18 protein-coding genes and 2 tRNA genes are annotated in these 18,229 nt (G+C 37.8%); 4 read left to right on the forward strand and 16 right to left on the reverse strand.

What is annotated here, in order from left to right; all coding sequences use genetic code 11:
- Nucleotides 1-4: 4 nt before the first annotated feature.
- Genes FUA48_RS03190 through FUA48_RS03240 form a run of 11 tightly spaced genes read right to left on the reverse strand, consistent with a single transcriptional unit; the run spans nucleotide 5 to nucleotide 9,187 of the window.
- The gene (locus FUA48_RS03190) at nucleotides 5-406 is read right to left on the reverse strand and encodes a hypothetical protein (protein WP_147582095.1); all 402 of its coding nucleotides are present in this window, start codon (nucleotides 404-406) and stop codon (nucleotides 5-7) included.
- On the reverse strand, nucleotides 403-852 hold the full coding sequence (locus FUA48_RS03195; protein ID WP_147582097.1) for an ABC transporter permease: 450 nt from the start codon (nucleotides 850-852) through the stop codon (nucleotides 403-405). Before FUA48_RS03195 ends, FUA48_RS03190 begins: the two co-directional genes overlap by 4 nt.
- A gap of 6 nt (nucleotides 853-858) precedes the next feature.
- Nucleotides 859-1,284 carry a hypothetical protein gene (locus FUA48_RS03200; protein WP_147582099.1) on the reverse strand — a complete coding sequence of 142 codons (426 nt, stop codon included), beginning with the start codon at nucleotides 1,282-1,284 and terminating at the stop codon, nucleotides 859-861.
- Nucleotides 1,285-1,286: 2 nt separating this feature from the next.
- On the reverse strand, nucleotides 1,287-2,417 hold the full coding sequence (locus FUA48_RS03205; RefSeq protein ID WP_147582101.1) for a beta-ketoacyl-ACP synthase III: 1,131 nt from the start codon (nucleotides 2,415-2,417) through the stop codon (nucleotides 1,287-1,289).
- 16 nt (nucleotides 2,418-2,433) lie between these two features.
- Nucleotides 2,434-3,345 (reverse strand): dialkylrecorsinol condensing enzyme DarA, encoded by a 912-nt coding sequence (locus tag FUA48_RS03210; RefSeq protein ID WP_147582103.1) that lies wholly within the window; start codon nucleotides 3,343-3,345, stop codon nucleotides 2,434-2,436.
- Nucleotides 3,346-3,395: 50 nt separating this feature from the next.
- Complete coding sequence (locus tag FUA48_RS03215) at nucleotides 3,396-4,274, reverse strand: LpxL/LpxP family acyltransferase (RefSeq protein WP_147582105.1); 879 nt, start codon at nucleotides 4,272-4,274, stop codon at nucleotides 3,396-3,398.
- A 6-nt stretch (nucleotides 4,275-4,280) separates the two neighbouring features.
- Nucleotides 4,281-4,529 (reverse strand): acyl carrier protein, encoded by a 249-nt coding sequence (locus FUA48_RS03220; RefSeq protein ID WP_147582107.1) that lies wholly within the window; start codon nucleotides 4,527-4,529, stop codon nucleotides 4,281-4,283.
- A gap of 9 nt (nucleotides 4,530-4,538) precedes the next feature.
- The gene (locus tag FUA48_RS03225) at nucleotides 4,539-5,756 is read right to left on the reverse strand and encodes a beta-ketoacyl-[acyl-carrier-protein] synthase family protein (protein ID WP_129750425.1); all 1,218 of its coding nucleotides are present in this window, start codon (nucleotides 5,754-5,756) and stop codon (nucleotides 4,539-4,541) included.
- A 17-nt stretch (nucleotides 5,757-5,773) separates the two neighbouring features.
- Complete coding sequence (fabG, locus tag FUA48_RS03230; protein WP_147582109.1) at nucleotides 5,774-6,505, reverse strand: 3-oxoacyl-ACP reductase FabG; 732 nt, start codon at nucleotides 6,503-6,505, stop codon at nucleotides 5,774-5,776.
- Nucleotides 6,506-6,517: 12 nt separating this feature from the next.
- The gene (locus tag FUA48_RS03235) at nucleotides 6,518-7,630 is read right to left on the reverse strand and encodes a WG repeat-containing protein (protein WP_147582110.1); all 1,113 of its coding nucleotides are present in this window, start codon (nucleotides 7,628-7,630) and stop codon (nucleotides 6,518-6,520) included.
- Nucleotides 7,631-7,669: 39 nt separating this feature from the next.
- Nucleotides 7,670-9,187 (reverse strand): HAL/PAL/TAL family ammonia-lyase, encoded by a 1,518-nt coding sequence (locus FUA48_RS03240; RefSeq protein WP_147582112.1) that lies wholly within the window; start codon nucleotides 9,185-9,187, stop codon nucleotides 7,670-7,672.
- A gap of 131 nt (nucleotides 9,188-9,318) precedes the next feature.
- Here FUA48_RS03240 and FUA48_RS03245 point away from each other — a divergent pair, with 131 nt between their 5' ends.
- Nucleotides 9,319-10,578 carry an NAD(P)/FAD-dependent oxidoreductase gene (locus FUA48_RS03245; protein ID WP_147582114.1) on the forward strand — a complete coding sequence of 420 codons (1,260 nt, stop codon included), beginning with the start codon at nucleotides 9,319-9,321 and terminating at the stop codon, nucleotides 10,576-10,578.
- Nucleotides 10,579-10,647: 69 nt separating this feature from the next.
- On the opposite strand, the gene FUA48_RS03250 is transcribed toward FUA48_RS03245, so the two are convergent.
- The 5 genes from FUA48_RS03250 to rseP all read right to left on the reverse strand — a co-directional run bounded on the left by FUA48_RS03250 (nucleotide 10,648) and on the right by rseP (nucleotide 14,844).
- Complete coding sequence (locus tag FUA48_RS03250; RefSeq protein ID WP_147582116.1) at nucleotides 10,648-11,253, reverse strand: hypothetical protein; 606 nt, start codon at nucleotides 11,251-11,253, stop codon at nucleotides 10,648-10,650.
- Between the two features lie 128 nt (nucleotides 11,254-11,381).
- Nucleotides 11,382-13,004, reverse strand: a complete 1,623-nt coding sequence (locus tag FUA48_RS03255) for a hypothetical protein (RefSeq protein ID WP_147582118.1) — start codon at nucleotides 13,002-13,004, stop codon at nucleotides 11,382-11,384.
- 140 nt (nucleotides 13,005-13,144) lie between these two features.
- Nucleotides 13,145-13,216: transfer RNA gene (locus FUA48_RS03260), tRNA-Arg, on the reverse strand.
- A 48-nt stretch (nucleotides 13,217-13,264) separates the two neighbouring features.
- Nucleotides 13,265-13,338: transfer RNA gene (locus FUA48_RS03265), tRNA-Asn, on the reverse strand.
- A 162-nt stretch (nucleotides 13,339-13,500) separates the two neighbouring features.
- Nucleotides 13,501-14,844 carry an RIP metalloprotease RseP gene (rseP, locus tag FUA48_RS03270; protein WP_147582120.1) on the reverse strand — a complete coding sequence of 448 codons (1,344 nt, stop codon included), beginning with the start codon at nucleotides 14,842-14,844 and terminating at the stop codon, nucleotides 13,501-13,503.
- A 225-nt stretch (nucleotides 14,845-15,069) separates the two neighbouring features.
- Here rseP and FUA48_RS03275 point away from each other — a divergent pair, with 225 nt between their 5' ends.
- From FUA48_RS03275 to FUA48_RS03285, 3 genes are all read left to right on the forward strand, one after another.
- Nucleotides 15,070-16,146 (forward strand): NADH:flavin oxidoreductase/NADH oxidase, encoded by a 1,077-nt coding sequence (locus FUA48_RS03275; protein WP_147582122.1) that lies wholly within the window; start codon nucleotides 15,070-15,072, stop codon nucleotides 16,144-16,146.
- A 65-nt stretch (nucleotides 16,147-16,211) separates the two neighbouring features.
- Entirely contained in the window at nucleotides 16,212-17,255 is a 1,044-nt protein-coding gene (locus FUA48_RS03280) for a Gfo/Idh/MocA family oxidoreductase (RefSeq protein ID WP_147582124.1), read from the forward strand.
- Nucleotides 17,256-17,261: 6 nt separating this feature from the next.
- A complete protein-coding gene (locus FUA48_RS03285; protein WP_147582126.1) occupies nucleotides 17,262-18,215 on the forward strand; it encodes an aldo/keto reductase in 954 nt (317 codons plus the stop codon).
- Nucleotides 18,216-18,229: the final 14 nt, after the last annotated feature.

Here is an 18,229-nt window from a genome sequence, read left to right on the forward strand (position 1 = left end):
TATATCAGCCCTTAAAATTTTTTAGTTCCTGCAGTGTTATAGAAAAAGCGTCTGCATATTTGTTAAGCATCCTGTCGCTTAATTTTTGAAACACTTGCGGTTTAAAATGTCTTTTAACTCTCCATTGCCATATCCCTGCATAATCGGCAAGGATACCGGTATCCATTTTGTTGAGTTCCATAAAATATACTAAAGGACTCACTTCTCCTTTTATAACCTGTTGCCTTGCGGCTTCGGTACGTTCTTTAATATCTTCAATAGCATTGTTTAGCGCAATGGTTTTTGGCTCCCATCCTGCACTTAATGCTGTTTTGTAATTACCGTTCTCATCTGTAGCATAACACAGCTCGCGCATGTTTACCGTTTCCAGATTGCTCTTATCCTGTGGTACTTCGCTCTCTTTCATCGTTGCTGAATAAATAAGTTAATATCTCCTTCTAAAAGCAATGTATCTCCATCATAAGTACTGCATTGCATTGTACAGGTGGTATAAGTACCCATATCAAAGCTGGATTGCAGTACCGCAGTTGTAGTAATCTCGGCACCTACCTTTGGCAAGGCGTGTATTTTTACACTTTTTATAGAGCTTATAAAGCCTATCACCCTTACTCCCGGTATATCTTCTCCCTCTGCGTCTACAAAGTAAGAACTTCCTACAATGGCAGAACAGGTTTGGGCAGCATTCTCTACAAGACCGGCTTCAACAAACTGGCCTTTTTCAACAAAAATGTTGTCTTCGGCTATCGTGAATATGGTCTTTACGTTTTCATGGTCCATAGAAACAATAAGATCTACCATTAGCATGGGAGCCCTGTGTGGCAGGTACTTTTGTATTTCTATAGTGTTTTCCATAAATAATTATTTTGCCAGTACGGTTTTCATTTGTGCAGAGGCAATCTGCACTCCGCCTCTTTTTGTAATTATATCAACAAGGGTAATCCCCATAAATTCCTGTATAACCTTTACTTCGGTAACCAGTTCTTCTCCGGCAAGGGGAAGCTCAAATACCTCTACATCCTTTATAGAACCTATATACCCAGTAGGTGCCGGTTCTTTTTTAAGATAAAACTGGTAACCTGTATATAATGCTACCGATTGGGCCATATGCTCTATAATGCCCGACTCTACAAAATTTCCTTCCTGTACAAAAATATTATCGTTAGGGATTGTAAGTCCGGCTATTATGTTGTTTTCCTCAAAAAACAGGAGTTTGTCTACCATTACAAAAGGAGCCTTTTGTGGTATAAGACTCTCAACTAAGTTTTTTTCCAGAATTGATTCCATAATTAACAAACGGTTAAATAAGCAATTGAGTAGGTAAACCTACCGCTTTCAGGAACTATAAGTAACAGCTTTTGGCCTTTTTTAAGTTTGCGTGAAGCCATAATCTCTTCTACCATAAGGTATATTGAGGCAGAGCCTACATTACCCACAGTGCTTAGGTTCATAAACCACTTATCATTAGGCAGGTCAATCCCTTCTTCTAATAAAGCGTCGTACAGGCGGGTTGCAAAAAAGTTTGACGATACGTGCGGTAACAAATAATCTATATCACTATCACTCACGCCATGCTTGTCTAAAGCAATTTTTGTACTTTTTGCTCCCAGCTTCAATACATATTTTTCAAGCAGTTTTACATCCTGCTTTACGGCAAAAACCGATTGTTTAAGCCACTCTTCGGCCTGATAATCCTGCCATGGTTTTATATTTCCGTCATCCATCTTATCACCCCCTGCATACATACATGCTTCCAGTTCATGGGCATAAGAGAAAGACTCCATCCATTCTATCTTTAAAGAAATGTCGCCTGCAGGCTCATTTTCTAAAAGTAAAGCCCCAGCGCCGTCTGACAGCATCCATCTTAAAAAATCTTTTTTGAATGCTATTATAGGCTGCTCTTCAAGATTCTTAAGGTTTATAACTTCGTTATTGAATTTATCGGCAAGCATCCAGGTTGAAGACCTTTCAGACCCTGTGCAAACCGCATTTGATGTATTTCCTGATTTAACAGATAAAAATCCGTATTTAAGTGCATTCATACCGGCACAGCATACCCCCGAAGATGAATTAAGCTCTAATGAACGGTTGTCCATAAGCCCGTGTACCATTGCAGCATGCGACGGAAAAAGATTATCTGGCGACGATGTACCGCATGAAAGCAGTTCTACATCATTTTTTGTAAAGCGGCTGTCATACAGCTGCTCTATGGCAAGGTGTGTTAATTGTGCATTATTATGGGTAATAATACCATCTTTAATTGCGTAATATCTGGAAGTTATTCCATTATTCCTTAACACTATTCTTCTCGCCTTAGAGGCAGTATCGTTTATCATGCCGAGTATGCCTTCCATCTCGTCATTAGAAACTGCTTCATTTGGCAAATATTTACCTGCCTTTGTTATATAAACATTAAACATAGTATTCCCGGTGATTTTATACGCTATGTACGGTTTTAAAATATTTTACCGTTTTCTTTATTTTATTTATTTTAAAAGGATAAGTAATCAGGTGCAATATATACACAATTGGCGATATAACCCATATAGCCAACACTAAATAGACCACAAATACTTTAAGCCATTTTTTTCGGGTATTGGTACGTTTTATTATAAAAGCCGACCATTTACTGAATATAAAATTCCCCTTTTTATCTACTGCAACAAGATACGGACTAACCCTTACGGCATCCTGAGCCAATAGCTTTTCCTGCAAATCATCATAATGATTGCTTTGCAATGCCTGCCCTATGGTATGCCCAAATTTTTGCGATTCGTCTATATCTTTTTGCGACACTCCCGGTAAAGGGAAAATGCCAAGATGTTTTTCTTTCTTTCCGCTAAACATCCACTCAACAATGGTAATAACACTTATAAGGTTACCCACACGGTCTACAAGTGCTATATTTCCTTTTAGCAAAGCACCGTTTTCTTTAAGCAGTGCCTTGATTTTTTCCTGCGCAAGAAACCACATATTGCGGCTACCGCTTATGGTAACTACCGGTACACCCTGCAACAGCTGTTTTGCCTGCGGGCTTTTAAGGAAAGAATTTGCCGGGATAGACGGCGAAAGGAACCAAACCTGATAATGGAATAAAACCAGGTCGTATTTTTTATCTAAAATTTCCTGTGGTATCGGTTTTATTTGTGCGGGTATCTGCAAAAAGGATTCGGGAAAAACATCAAAAAAAGATTCCTTCACCCAAGGAAAGGGAAAAGGCTTTTCCATTTCAATACAATAAAAGGAAACATCTACGTCCTGCATAGCCTCCAGGGGGCCTGTTATAGCATCAGCTATTTCCTTAAGCTGCCCTGACTGGGAGAAATAAACTACGAGAACATTTTTCATTTAATTGTTATTAATAGTAAAAACAAACACTGTTTTAAACCTATATCTTATTATTTAGACGCTTTCCAAAAATCAAAATAATTAAACCATTGCAATGGATATTTCTCTAGCATAGACTCTACACTCTTAACATAAGTTGCAAGCAGCCCCTGAGCATCTCTGTGCTTTACTTCGGCTTCCCTTGCATACAAATGATAATGCAGGTTTTTCTCTTTCATTACATAAACAAAAACAACCGGAACCTTAAGCCTTGAGGCTATAACAACCGGACCGGCAGGGAAATTAGCTTCTTTCCCTAAAAAAGGTTCTGTTAAAAACTTAACCCCTTCAAAATAACGATCGCCGGTAAGGCAAATAAGCTCGTTATTACTCAGCGCATTATTAATATCATAAACATGCGACAGATCTTCCTTTATAAGGATAAACTTTACCTTAGAATGGGTTGAAATACTGTCAAGATATTCTTTTATGGCCTGATGCTCCATATCTGTAGTTACAAGATTAATCTGGAACTGGTCGTCAAGCTCAGAAAAGAAATACTCTGCAATTTCAAAATTCCCAATATGTGCACTTATAAGCACGCCTCCCTGCTTTTTAGCCAGAAGGTCTTTTAATGTTTCAACTCCGTCAAACTCATATGTAAACTTATCTCTTAAACCGGCAGATATAGCCGTTTTATCAATAAGCGTTTGTCCAAAAGTATAATAACTCTGGTAAACCATTCTTTTTGCCTTACCACGTGAATAGCCAAGCCTCTCATGGAAATAATAAAAAGTAGCCCTGTTTATTTTCCTGAGAAATAAAAAATAGTATGTGGCAACAAAATAAAGAACAAAGTAGGAGGTCTTTACACCAAAGTTCCTGATACAAAACACAAATATTTTATACCCAAGAAGATTACCTTTAGATTTACCATCCCATTCACTCATGTTTTATTATTTAGCTTTTATCTTATTTTCTATAAGATCGTAGAAGTTTTGAAATGTAGAAATGCCTACAAAATCAGCTTCACCAAGTTTTACACCAAAGTTAGACTCTACAGTAACAACCAGGTCTACATAATCCAGGCTGTCAAGTCCCAGAGTATCTTTTAAAACTGCATCAGGTGTTATAACATCTGCATCAACCTCAAACTCATCGATTAAAAAATCATTAATCTTCTCAATAATTACTGATTTGTCCATATATAATTTTTATACTTTTTTTACTATTAAAGCCGAATTTGTACCTCCAAACCCAAATGAATTCGACAAAAATATATTAATTTCCTTATTAATCACAGAAGACGCTAAATTTAATTTAGCCGAGTCTTCATCACCCTTTTCAAAGTTTATATTAGGCGCAATAAACGAATTTTGCATCATCAAAATCGAGTATATAACCTCACTTGCACCTGCCATCCAGCACTCATGTCCTGTCATAGATTTGGTAGAGCTTACATAAGGCTTATTACCAAATATCTCATAGATAGCTTTGGCCTCATTAGCATCTCCCACAGGTGTAGATGTAGCATGTGCATTTATATAATCTATATCTTCTGCTTTCACGCCCGATTGTTCAATCGCTTTGCGCATTGCACTTGCAGGCCCCTCAACATTTGGTGTAGAGATATGGCCTCCGTTTGAAGAGAAACCATAACCAATAATTTCGGCTAAAATAGGAGCTCCCCTTTTTACTGCCGACTCGTAGCTTTCCAAAACAAGTGTGGCACCGCCACCGCTTGGAACTAAACCGTTGCGTGATGCATCAAATGGCCTTGATGCCTTGGTAGGTTCTGCCTCGTCCGGAGAAAATACACCCAAACCGTCAAAGCTACCCATCGCATATTTATTGATTTCCTGAGCACCTCCGCAAATAATGCAATCCTGTAAACCGCTTTTAATAAGATGGTACCCCATACCTAATGAGTGCGATCCGCTGGCGCAGGCTGCACTTACTGTCATGTTAATACCCCTTAGCCTGAAAATGGTAGAAAGGTTCATAGTTACGGTAGAGTTCATAGACTTAAATATAGCTCCCGAACCTATTAATGCTGTATCTTTCTTTTCCCTGATAATATCGGTAGCATCTATAATAGCTTTAGAAACACTGTCGTTTCCATACAATATACCTACCTCGTTTTTATCAAGAAAATCGTCGTCTATACCCGCCTGTTTTAACGCCTGAATCGTTGCCATATAAGCATACTCGGTCTCTTCACCTATACTTATACGCTGACGTCTGTTTAATAAATCCTTAAGCTCGGGTTTTGGAACCAGACCTGTTAGGGCCGACCTAAAACCAAATTCTTTTCTTTCTTCATCATACTGAATTCCGGACTTACCATTATATAAAGAGTTCTTTACCTCTTCTAACGAAGTTCCAATACAGGAATAAATTCCCATTCCGGTAACTACTACTCTTCTTTCCATGTTATAATTTGGTTATGTTAAGAATATATACCTCCGTTAATATTTATTACCTCACCTGTTATATATCCGGCTTTTCTTGAAGCAAGGAAGCTAACAAGGTCTGCCACTTCTTCTGCTTCACCAAAACGGTTTGCAGGAACCAGCTTAACCAGTTCTTTTTCATCCAGCTCTCCGGTCATATCTGTTTTTATAAAGCCCGGAGCAACAGCATTAACCGTAATATTACGTTTTGCCACTTCCTGAGCCAGTGCTTTAGTCGCTGCAACAACAGCTCCTTTTGCAGCAGAATAGTTGGTTTGTCCCGGTGTTCCTTTTACCCCCGAAACCGAAACCATATTTATAATCCTGCCATATTTGTTACGCAATAGTTTTTGTATAAAAAAGCTGGTAACATGATAAAAGCCGTTAAGGCTGGTATTGATAACCTGAGACCAGTCGTCGTTAGACATCCACATAAAAAGGCCGTCTCTTGTTATACCTGCATTATTAACTATTACCTCTACAGTTGCATCAGGATTATTATCCTGCCATTCCTGCAATACATTTTTAACTTCATCGGCATTAGCCACATCAAATTTCAGTAACTCACCTGTAGCCCCGTTTTCAATTACCTTTTGTAATGTTTCTTCGGCTGCTGCCAGGTTAGACTGGTAATTGATAAGAATATGGTAATCGCTCTCTGCTGCCAGTTTTTGACAAATAGCACGACCTATACCTCTTGAACCACCTGTAACTAATGCACACTTCATAAATTATATTTTCTATTGTTTAAACAATTCGGCGTTATCAAACCACTTACCTGTAAATAGCTGCCCTTTAGTATCTAAAAAGCCCCATTTCTTTTTACTGTTTTTAACTCTAACCAAGCCATCTATGAAGCCTTTTTCTTCTTTACCAAAAATAGAGCCAATGGATGCAGCTGTTATATCATATTCAGTTGGGATTATTATTTTACCCGTTGTATCTATAAAGCCCCAGTTTTTTAATTTTACGGGAGCAAGCCCGTCTTCACTAAAAACTTCGGCATCATCATATACGGCATCAACAATCAGGTTACCCGAAGTATTTACATAACCCCATTTTTTACCTACCAAAACCGGAGCCAGATTTTTAGAAAAAGCTTTTACCTTATCAAATTTCGGTTCTATTACCCAGTTACCTTTAGTATCTATAAAACCTATTTTTTTATCTTTTCTGGCATAAGTGATATCCTGGGCATAAAAATCCCAAATCTTATCTACACCTTCAATCGCCTTAAACTTTCCTGCTGTTATAAGGCCAAAAGCATCTCCGCTTTTTGCCCATGTAATATTCTTGTACAAGTTACCTATTTCTTCATACTGTAACTCAATAACAACTTTTCCGGTTTTGTCTATAATACCCCATTTGCCATCATTTTTTACTCGGGCATAATCGCCTTCAAACGATTTTATAACGTCGTATTTATAATCAACTATAACAGCACATTTGGCGTTCATCAATCCTACTTTCTCACCTTTGCGTATTATGGCTACACCGTCCTCAAAATCATAATACTTATCTGTAGCAGGAGTCTCTACAGTTTCACCTTTTTTATTAATGTAAAAACGTTTTCTGTCTTTAGATACCACACAAAGGCCACTGTTAAAATACTCTACATCATCAAAACCGGCAGGAATTGCCAGCTCCCCGTTAGTATTGATAAAACCCCACTTACCATCAACATTTACAGCGGCAAGCCCATCTGAAAAATCTTTGGCCTTATCATACTGTGGTTTTATGGCAAACTCACCTTTTTTATTTAAGTAACCTACCTTACCATCCAGCCTTACCAGTGCCAGTTGTGCAAAGGCAAACTGAGTACAAAACAAAAGAATAAGAACAATTTTTTTCATGGGTGTGTAAATTAAGGTCTTTAATTGTTGTTTTATTTTCTATCTCATAAGATATTCCTTAATAGACTGTACATAAGGGTACAAAGGTCTGTCATCTGAAATTACAGGGAATATCGCTTTAATATCATTATATAGTTTTGCCGTAGCTGGCGAAACTTTGTCTTTATATCCCAGGGCATCTATACCCTGAACAATTGCCATTGCTTCTATAGCCAATACCTCATAAGCATTTTCTATAGTTTTTGCTGTTAGCAGGGCTGCATTAGTACCCATACTAACAATATCCTGATTGTCATTGTTATTAGGTATGCTGTGTACATACATAGAGTTAGACAGCATTTGGTTTTCGGCAGTTGTAGAAACGGCTGTAAACTGTACTCCCTGAAGCCCAAAGTTAAATCCTAATTTACCAAGATTTACAAATGGAGGCAACAGCTCATTAATTTTAGCATTCATCAGGTAGTTTAACTGGCGCTCTGCAAGCATCGATAATTTTGTAACTACCAGCCTTAGCTTATCCATTTCAAGCGATATATAATCTCCGTGAAAGTTTCCGCCGTGGTATACCTGCCTGTTCTTCACATCTATAATAGGGTTATCGTTTGCCGAATTGATTTCATTTTCAAGAACCTCAGCGGCATTTTCAATTGTGGTAAGAACCGGCCCCAGTATTTGAGGCACACAACGCAGGGAGTAATATTCCTGCACTTTTTCCTTAAATACGGTTTCATTATTTTCTCCCTTATAAAGGTGGTCTTCTCTTTTCCTTATCAGTTGGCTTCCTTCAAGGTGTTCCCTCATTCTGTTAGCCACTTCCTGCTGTGCCTTATGTAATTTAGCACCGTTAAGTTCCTGAGACAAATGATCATCATAAGCCCTGACCATCTCATTAATGGCTGCAGAAAATTTAAGCGACCAGTTTAAAAGCTTTTTAGCATTGGCAAGGTTAACAACACCTATTCCCGTCATTACCGATGTACCGTTCATAAGTGCCAACCCTTCGCGTATTTCTACATGAATAGGCTGTAGCCCTTCGGCAGCAAAAACTTCTGAAGTTGCTTTTCGCTCACCTTTATAGAAAACTTCACCTTCACCTATAAGCACAAGGGCTAAATGTGCAAGCTGCACTAAATCTCCACTGGCTCCCACTCCGCCATGTTCAAATATAAGCGGGGTGATATCTCTGTTTAGTAATTCCTGCATTAAGTGAATTACAGAAGGATGTACTCCCGAGTTACCTAATGCCAGTGTATTTAGACGTGCCAGTATAGCCGATTTTACAAAAACAGGTGATAAAACCTTTCCTGTACCGGACGAATGGCTTCTTATTAAATTGTACTGTAACTGTACCCTGTCTTTATCTTCAATGCGGTATTGAGCCATAGGGCCAAAACCTGTGGTAACACCATATATTATTTTATTAGCCGAGAATTCCTTTAAGAAATCGAAACTTTGAGAAACTCTTTCAAGCACTTCTGCACTAAGCTCAACAGTTTCATTTTCAAAGATGAAAGATTCAAATTGTTCAAGGCTTAAATATTGGTTTATCTTACTCATTTATAAAATCAATTACTTTATTTTTTGCAAAAACAACACTTTTGTTTTGAATAACCAAATTGTCTTTTAATTTTACAGGGGCTACAAATGTAGAAATTTTTAAGAAAAATTTAAGACACATAAAAACTTATATGCTAAAACAACAAACAGATGTACTTATTATTGGCGCTGGACCTTCAGGATGTGTAGCGGCTTCATACTTACATAACAATAACATAAAGGTAAAAGTAGTTGAAAAGTCTAAATTTCCACGATTTGTTATTGGCGAGAGTCTTATACCAAGAGTAATGGACCACTTTGAGGAAGCAGGACTTCTTGAAAGCCTTAAGGCCATGAATTTTGAAAAGAAATTTGGCGCCCGCTTTATAAGAGGTGAAGAAATATGTGAGTTTGATTTTAGCGAAAAATTTGGTGAAGGCTGGGACTGGACCTGGCAGGTACCCCGTGCAGATTTTGACAATACCCTGGCTAAGGAAGTAGTAAACAAAGGAATTGATCTTGAATTTGAAAGCGAAGTACTTGATGTTGTCTTTAATGAAGACGGCTCCTCTATAACAACAGTAAAAAACAAAGAAGGGGATATAAATGAAATACATGCCCGTTTTATAATAGACTCCAGCGGATATGGCCGTGTACTGCCAAGAATATTAAAACTGGATGCTCCTTCTTCTATACCTGAAAACTCATCTCTCTTTAGCCATGTAAAAGATGTTAACAGGCCTGAAGGGCGGGAAGGTGTTTTAATATCTTTTGATATCTTAGAAACAAAAGTATGGTTGTGGGTAATACCATTTTCTAACGGCAATACCAGTATTGGCGTTGTAGGCCCTACTTCTTTTATAAACTCTTTAGGAGGCAGTAATGCCGAAGCTCTTAAAGAGGTAATTAACAGGTCTGATTTTTATCGTGACCGTTTTAAGGATGTAGACTTTTTATTTGAGCCTCATAAAATTGAAAACTATTCGTGCTCTGTAACTAAATTATGTGGCCCGGGCTTTACCTTAACAGGAAACAGTTCAGAGTTTTTAGATCCGGTATTCTCTTCAGGAGTATGTTTTGCTACCGAATCAGGTATGCTTTCGGCTAAATTATTCCTAAAGGAATTACAGGGCGAAAAAGTAGACTGGGATAAAGAATATACTGAATACATGAAATATGGTGTAAACGTATTTGCCACTTACGTTAAGGAATGGTACACCGGAAACCTGCAGACATTGTTTTTCCACAGGCCGGAAAATTCGGATGTGAAGAAGAAAATATGCGCCGTATTAGCAGGTTATGTATGGGATAAGGAAAATTCGTTTGTAAAAAAACATGCCCATGTAATTAAGAACATGGCTTACATGATAGAAATGGGCAAAACAATGGATCAGGAATCCTATGATAATTAAAACCAAAGTTTTATAAATAAAAAAAGCGCCTTTTAAAGAGGCGCTTTTTTTATTTTATTTCAGTAAAAATTACTTTGTTTTTTTAAGCATCATTTTACCCAATGATTTTGCTGTTTTAGCAAAACCTTCACCTATTCTGCTTTCGTTACTAAAGTTATTACCCCACTGATCGCCCGGAGCCTCATCACTCTGGATTTCAAGCAGAACATTACTTTTATTTGCAGTCTCTACAAAACGTAATACTGTGCTAACCTTTGCAGGTTTTTTCATCATGGCTACGTCCCATCCCGGATAAATCCATACCACATCTACAATAAGAGTATACTTTGCACTTGTTAAGCCTTCTTCTACAGTTACATTTTTCTCGTTACCATATACTTTATTAAGAAGCTCCATGAATTTAGGATTCCATATCATTTGCGGACTTGCTTCCCATTTCTTTTTCCAGGCATTACCGTTACCTTTACTTTTTTCGTTAAGGTCTTTTACCCTTTCTTCAACATACTGCTCGTTAGTAAGGTTATCTTTCATTAATTTAAGGTCAGAGTAATTAAACTCCACGTTAAGTTCTTTCTCTCCTTTTAAGAACTTAAAGTCTCCTTTTTTAACGTCCATATCTTGTGCAATACCTGCAAAAGATACCAGCATTAATGCTAATAGTGCTATTTTTTTCATGATTTAAATTGGTTAATTGAAAGCCAAAAATATAAAAATATTTCACTTAGCTGTACCAACTATTACTAAATAATTAAAAATATCCTATATATATTACAAAAAAACACCTGTTTTCGCAGGCCTCTCAATTAGTTAATGTGAACCTTTATCATCACATCTTCTTTTTCCTTTTTATATACCTCTACGGCAAAATAATTTTCAGCAACTTCAACAATCCTGCCTATTCCGAACTGATAAACAGGCATTCCTTCTACATCCTGTAAATTAAACACAGGACTGTTTACATAACTCCCATCTGTATCCTTAATCTTAAAGGAAGTAAAATAACCGTCACGACCATCAAAGTATTCTTCAGGAGCCTGATCCTTTGAAAGGTTATGGTTTTTTATATCATCAAGGAAAAACACATAGTGATAATTCCCTACATTAATATATTTAAACGATAAACCTCCTTTGTATTGTAGGCCAACCTGTCTTTTAGGGAGCTTTTTCATCCAGGACAAATTACCCTGTGCATCTATTTTAGTAACTAATATATCTCTGAAATTCGTTGTGTAAGTATTTTCTAAAGGTTTATCTGGTGTTGGTGAAAAGACTGACCCTATAGAAAAGTGCTCTATAAAAAGTACCATGCTTCCGTCTTCATTAGTTACAAGATCTCTATACCACAACCATAGCATATCGACATTAGGATCATCTCCTTTATCAATTTCTTTCCTTTCCTTTTCACTTAAATAAGACTTAACTATCTCTGTAGGGATTTCATGAGTAAATATATTATACTGCCCCCTTTCCTTATGTATTTTTATAACAGCAATACCATCTGCATCATATTCGTCAGTATTATTATAAAAACCTGTACAAACAATGTTACCCTCTTTATCTTCAAAAAGTTTTTTGGCGAAGACAAAATTGTCTTTGATCTCAATTTTTGTAATATTAATTTCTGTTGAACCTGCCGGAATCTTAAAAAGTTCAAGATGATAATTGACTGACTTATCTTTTTTACTCATTTCTTCACTATCGTCATGATAGACGTTTGCCATCATGTAAGTGTTAGCCTCTGCATCTATGGCATAATCACTTATGCCCATTCTCCTTCTGGTATACGGCATTTTAACTTCTTGCTGAGATGTCACATTGGCATTTTCATCCATAAGACACACTCCAATAATATTCCAGCTTTTAGTGTCCCGCTTTTTCTTAGGCTTTTTTGTGTAGTGGATTAAAATTTTATTTCCTTCTTTTGAAGTAACAAAATTAAATTTTGCTGCCCCGTCTGGCAATATATAAAATGCACCCATTGCACTTCCTGTTACTTTGCCTTCTACTTTTAGCACAAGTGTATTTTTGCCAATAAATTCTCCTTTATCAAAATCTATTTCTCTTGAAAAAAGCTGCTCTACACGACCATCCCATAAGGAATAGAATAAATAATACCTGTTACCAATTTCCATAAGCTTTTCCAACTGCACATCTTTAGGAAAAAGTTTTGCCACCTCATATCGCTTTTTTGACTTAAAAACTATTTTCTCTTCTTTACTATCAAACTTTTGAATAAAAATTTCCTTTCTTTTTATTTTTATTGTAAGGATTTGGTCATTTTTTGAAAAATAGAATTTTTCAAAACCATCACAAACTTCATAAGTGTTACTAACGGTATAGCTATAATCTGCAGAAAGCTCTTTTTGAGCCATAGTTATCCAGGCATTTAGTAATAATGCAAGGAGCATAAGATGTTTTTTCATCATAAAATTAAGGTTGGTTAAAAACGACCGCAATTTTACAAAGATATTTTAGTTTTTTTAACATTTTTTTGTAGTCTTTTACCTCATCTGGACATGTAAAATATTAAAACAAAAAACCCGCTTATTTACATAAGCGGGTTTTGTAGCCTCGACAGGAATCGAACCTGTATCAAAAGTTTAGGAAACTCCCATTCTATCCGTTGAACTACGAGGCCTAAACAAAAAAAGGCCTTACATTTCTGTAAAGCCTTTGGTTAAAGTAGCTCCCCCTCTTGGGCTCGAACCAAGGACCCTCTGATTAACAGTCAGATGCTCTAACCAACTGAGCTAAGGAGGAAACTGTATATTTTAAAAGTAACTGCTGTTTATTTTGTTTTCCCAGCTATACTTAATGTTTCTAAGAACTTGTGTTTGCTAATATTGTTGCCTTTATTGCGGTGCAAATATATAACCATTTTTAATTTTCGCAAACAAATTCAAGAAAAAAATTTGAAAAATTTTACTTGCCAGTAATTATCTTAAAAATATCATTCCCGTTAACCAGCAACACTAATGAAATAAGTATAACAAAACCAGCAATTTGGGCATATTCCATGAATTTATCACCAGGTTTTCTGCCTGTAATCATTTCAAATAATAAAAACATTACATGACCACCATCAAGAGCCGGAATAGGTAATAAATTCATTACACCAAGCATGATTGATAACAATGCGGTAATGTTCCAAAACGCAAACCAACTCCATGAATTAGGAAAAATATCAAAAATGGCATAAAAACCACCTACCCCTTTATAAGCCCCGGTACTTGGCGTAAAAATAGCTTTAAGCTGAGTAAAATATTTTCCAAGTTCATCCTTACTTCTTTGTAAGCCTGCCGGAACAGATTCAAATAAGCCATACTCTTCCTGACTTATTTTATAATATCCAAGCTTTTCAAGATTACTAAGACTTAAAGAAGTCGTTAGAACTCCTACCTTACCCTCTTTATCAAAACCAATTTTAATCGGCTGCTCTTTTTCATCTCTAAAAACAATCGCATCAAAAGTCTTTCCTTTATTGTTTTCTGCAAAAGCAACTACCTCATCTGCATATTTTGTTTTTTGCCCGTTAATAGAAACAATAACGTCTCCTTTCTGTAAAACATCCTTATTAACAGAAGAATCATCAACCTTAGCCACCACAAACGGATATCTTAATGACACTAACGGAGCTTTCTTACCGTCCATCATTTTATCAATAAGGTCTATTGGTAAATTAATATCCTGAACACTGCCGTTTCTCTCTATAGTAACTTTTTTTGCAAAAAGCACATCATAAGCAACGTCATTAAACTTCTCAACTTCTTTACCATCCAGCTCAAGTATCTTATCCCCGTTTTTAAAGCCTAATTCTTCTGCTACAGGGTTTACTACTGCAATACCGTCTTTAACTTCGCTGTTGGCAATATAAGTATCGCCATACACATAGGCCATACCTATGTAAATCACGATAGCCAGAATAAAGTTTACGGTAACACCGCCAAGCATTATAATTAGTCGCTGCCATGCCGGTTTAGAGCGAAACTCCCAAGGCTTTGGCTCCTCGGCCATTTGCTCCTTGTCCATACTCTCGTCTATCATACCGGCAATTTTTACATACCCCCCGAGAGGCAGCCAGCCAATACCATAAACGGTTTCGCCTATTTTCTTTTTAAAAAGTGAATATTTTATATCAAAGAAAAGATAGAACTTTTCAACTTTGGTCTTAAATAACTTAGCCGGTATAAAGTGCCCCAGCTCATGCAGCACGATCAATAAAGATAAACTCAATAAAAACTGAGAGAGTTTTATTACTACTTCCATTTGTCAATTTTACTCTGTTAACGCACAAAAATAGCATTTTCTGATTACTATCGGTCATTTAATTTCAAACGTTATCCTATTTAAATGTTTGTTAATAATAGCTCTACACGTTTTAACTTTGCTTTTTGTAAGGTAACTTTACGTTTTGTAAAATCTGTTGATTTGATTTTACCATCAAAAACATCTGTTTTTTGATTACTTCTTTTAACCTCAAAAAGTAAGATTATGGCTTCAAAATTGTTTTCATTACTTCAAATAAAAAGTATAATCCTTAAAAACCGTATTGTAATATCTCCCATGTGCCAGTATTCGGCAGAAGACGGTTTTGCCAACCATTGGCATCTGGTACATTTAGGCGCACGTGCGATTGGCGGAGCGGGACTTATTATACAGGAAGCAACCGCCGTTTCTCCCGAAGGACGAATAACTCCCGAAGATTTGGGCATATGGAAAGATGAGCACATTGAGAAATACAAAGAGATAACTGCTTTTATAATGCAGGAAAATGCTGTTCCCGGCATTCAGCTGGCACACGCAGGCAGAAAGGCAAGCACATCGGCACCGTGGCAGGAAAGGCGTAAACTTACCGAAGCCGAAAACGGGTGGCAAACGGTAGCGCCAAGTGCCATACCGTATTATGATAACGACGCACACCCACCAAGGGAAATGAGCATAGCTGATATTAAAAAAGTAATTGCCGATTTTAAGGCTGCCACCAAAAGGGCTCACGATGCCTGCTACAAAGTATTGGAGATACATGCGGCTCACGGTTACCTCATCCATCAGTTCCTGTCGCCATTATGTAATAAGCGTACGGATGAGTATGGAGGAAGTTTTGAAAACCGTATCCGATTGCTGATCGAAATACTGGAAGCTGTTAAATCCGAATGGCCTAACGACCTGCCTTTATTTGTACGTATTTCGGGCACCGACTGGGCTGCAGGAGGTTGGGAGGTAGAAGATTCTGTTAAACTGGCAAAACTGCTGAAAGAAAAAGGGGTGGATGTAATTGACTGTTCGTCCGGCGGGGCCGTACATTTCCAAAACATACCTACAGCACCTAACTACCAGGTTCCCATAAGCGAACGCATAAAAAAAGAAACAGGAATACACACCGGAGCTGTCGGACTAATTACCGAAGCGCATCAGGCAGAAGAGATATTGGAAAAAGATCAGGCCGATTTAGTATTTTTTGCCCGTGAATCGCTTCGTGATCCTAATCTTGCCCTTAACTTTGCACACGAACTTAAAGCCAATGTTATTTGGCCTAAACAATATGAAAGGGCACAGCTCGAAGACTAATCCGCAATAGTCATTCAATTTGCCTGTACTCTTTCAGGAATTAACCGCAACATCTGTTAATAATTATGAAGAAACTAAAAACAGCTCTGCTTTCCTATGGTATGTCCGGCAAAGTGTTTCATGCGCCCTTTTTAGAGCTGCATCCGCGCTTTGAGCTAACCGGTTCATGGGAACGCAGCAAAAAACTTATACAACAAGATTATCCCGAAGTAAAAAGCTACAGTTCACTGGAAGAGCTCTTAAATGATGATGTAGACCTGGTTATTGTTAATACTCCGGTTGAAACGCATTATGAATATGCCAAAAAAGTACTTGAAGCAGGTAAACACGCCCTGGTAGAAAAATCTTTTACCACAACAACTGCCGAAGCCGAAGAACTTCGTGACCTTGCCAAACAAAAAGGACTGAAACTTTCGGTGTATCAAAATCGCCGTTGGGATAGCGATTTTAAAACCGTTAAGGAGGTTATAGACGAAAAATTGCTGGGCGATGTTGTAGAAGCCGAGTTCAGGTTTGACCGCTACAACCCTAATCTTAGCCCTAAAATACATAAGGAAACCGCTAATGCAGGAGCAGGAGTTTTAAAGGACCTCGGCTCTCACCTTATCGATCAGGCAATACATCTCTTTGGATTACCCAATGCAGTTTTTGCCGATTTAAGGATTACCCGAAAAAATTCACTTGTAGACGACCTGATGGATATACTGTTGTATTATTCTGATAAGAGAGTACGGCTTAGGGCAGGTTTCTTTTTTAGGGAAGCTGTACCTGCTTATGCTGTTCACGGTACTAAAGGATCTTTCCTTAAAAGCCGTGGCGACATTCAGGAAGACGAACTTAAAACCGGTAAAAAACCTACTCTTGAAGGCTGGGGAATAGAACCGGAAGATAAGGCCGGGATACTGCATACCGAGAAACATGGCGAAGTGTACCGCGGGCATATCCCTACCCGCCATGGCAATTACTACGGCCTTTTTGATGCATTATACCATTCTATTACCGAAGATAAGCCGGAACCTGTTCCTGCAGAAGACGGCGTTAAGGTAATGAAGGTTATAGATGCTGCCATACAAAGCAGCGAACAGAAAAAAGTTATTCAACTAAAATAAACTATCATGCAAAAACGACAATTAGGAAAGTCTGATCTTCAGGTTTTCCCTATAGCCTTTGGAGGAAATGTGTTTGGCTGGACGATAGATGAAAAAACCTCTTTTGAAATACTGGATGCCTTTACAGGTGCCGGTTTTAATTTTATAGACACTGCAGATATATATTCCCGCTGGGCACCCGGTAATAAAGGAGGTGAATCGGAAACCGTTATAGGCAACTGGCTAAAAAAGAATAATAATCGTGATAAAGTTATTATAGCCACTAAAGTAGGTGGTGATATGGGAAGCGGAAAACGTGACCTTTCCAAAAAGTACATCCTTAAGGCTGCCGAAGATTCCCTTAAAAGGCTACAGACAGATTATATCGACTTATACCAAACCCATTGGGATGACGAAACCACACCGATTGAGGAAACACTTGAAGCGTATGATCAACTGATAAAAGAAGGTAAGGTTCGTTACATTGGTGCCTCTAACCTTTCTACCGAAAGGCTTCAGGCTTCCATGCGTATTTCCTTTGAACAGAAACTACCCTCCTATGTTACCTTTCAGCCACATTATAACCTTTATGAAAGGGAGGTTTTTGAAGCCAGTCTCGAAGAGGTATGCCTACAGCACAATCTGGGAGTAATAAGCTACTTTTCACTGGCAAGTGGTTTCCTTACCGGAAAATACCGTAGCGAGGCCGACCTGAGTAAAAGTCAGCGTGGCGGGGGCGTAGCAAAATATCTTGACGCAAGAGGGATGAAAATACTTGATGCGTTGGACAAGGTAGCTGCCGAACTTAACACTGCTCCGGCTACAGTTGCATTGGCATGGCTTATTCATCGCCCATCGGTAACAGCCCCCATAGTAAGTGCTACCAATCTTAAACAGCTGGACAGCATTATAACAGCTCCCGATCTGGCTATTACCAAGGAACAGTTGGATTATCTTACCCAAATAAGTGCATGGCATTAATATGGCACAACATT

The organism is Flavobacterium alkalisoli, assembly GCF_008000935.1.
In the GTDB taxonomy this organism is placed as follows: Bacteria; Bacteroidota; Bacteroidia; order Flavobacteriales; family Flavobacteriaceae; genus Flavobacterium; species Flavobacterium alkalisoli.